General features: G+C 62.7%; 3 protein-coding genes. 2 read left to right on the top strand and 1 reads right to left on the bottom strand.

What is annotated here, in order from left to right:
* Positions 1-214: hypothetical protein (locus HP499_RS24955; protein ID WP_216660296.1), on the bottom strand; the 214-nt coding region annotated here is incomplete at its 3' end.
* A 308-nt stretch (positions 215-522) separates the two neighbouring features.
* Here HP499_RS24955 and HP499_RS24485 point away from each other — a divergent pair.
* Positions 523-720 (top strand): hypothetical protein, encoded by a 198-nt coding sequence (locus HP499_RS24485; RefSeq protein ID WP_172326605.1) that lies wholly within the window; start codon positions 523-525, stop codon positions 718-720.
* A 52-nt stretch (positions 721-772) separates the two neighbouring features.
* The gene (locus tag HP499_RS24480) at positions 773-946 is read left to right on the top strand and encodes a hypothetical protein (protein WP_253951786.1); all 174 of its coding nucleotides are present in this window, start codon (positions 773-775) and stop codon (positions 944-946) included.
* Positions 947-1,103 lie beyond the last annotated feature (157 nt).

Below are 1,103 nucleotides of genomic sequence, written 5' to 3'. Positions count from 1 at the left end.
TGAAGCGGTCGGCCATGACGAAGTAGAAATTTTGATCGCTCACCCCTCCGCGGAGGGAGTGCAGGGCTGCGGGATCAGCGTCTTTGGAGGCCGGGGCGGCACCCGCGGGGAGGACCGCTGTGGCGGTGAGGGCCGCCGTCGTCAGGACGACTGCGGTGAGGCGACCGAGGCGGCGATGTGGGGGGAGTGCTGGTCTATAGCTGCGAGATAACAAGTGATGGAACCTTCCGCTAAGCGACGGTGCTGTGGGACAAGTCACAACTGTAAGCGCTTGCTGCACGTTAATCCATAGATTCTCAGCGTTACGGGATGTGAAGTTCCGTGCTTCGGGTCCCATTTTGGAAGCGCTTGCAGGCGCGCTGGCGGGAGACGTGCCATGGCGGCACTGTCCTCATGCACGAGCTACCTCCAAAACCCTATGCAGTTGTCTATAACGAAGCCCTTGTGACTTGCATAGGGTTGAAGAGATCTGCTTCACACCACGCAGTGCCCCCGATCTACTCCCAAGGATGAGTTTCAACGATGAAGAGCATCGCCCTCCTGCGCGAACGAGCCACCCGCACTATGCCTACCGGTTCCCACTGCCCGGCCTCGGGCTTGTGGAGCCCGGACTCCGAGCCGGATGCCGTGCAGGCGTTCCCCGAGGGCCACGTGCTGCCCGCCCACAACGGCGTGGCAACCCTCTGGCGGCGCCGTACGGCTGCTGAAGTGTCGGCATGACCAGCACCATCCTTAACCGGCCGGCCGACTACCGCCACGTACCGGCGGCAGAATGGTCCGAGCTCAATTCCGGCGATCCCGTCTGGATTACGACGTCGCCTTGGGCGCGGGCACCGGCCGCGTTGACGATGTCTCCAAGCACCAGGAACTGCTCTGGGTCATCCTTGAGCCCACAGGCCGCAAACTGATCTGCGGCACGGACGACGTCCAGGTCTGGACCGTCTAGAAAGACTCGCCGAGACGGCAGTTGATACCAATGTTCGAGCGGAGCATGGGTGTTAACTGCCGTCTCGGTGTCAGTTAAAGGGCGGGAACCAGCACGCTCGGAGAACCTGTCTCCACACGGCTCACCGGGCCGTCCGGCAGGCCGGTCCCGGGATCGA

The sequence above is a fragment of the Paenarthrobacter sp. CM16 genome, assembly GCF_013179505.1.
GTDB lineage: Bacteria > Actinomycetota > Actinomycetes > Actinomycetales > Micrococcaceae > Arthrobacter.
Note: the sequence above shows the minus strand (reverse complement) of the source record. Positions and strands in the feature narration are given on the sequence as shown.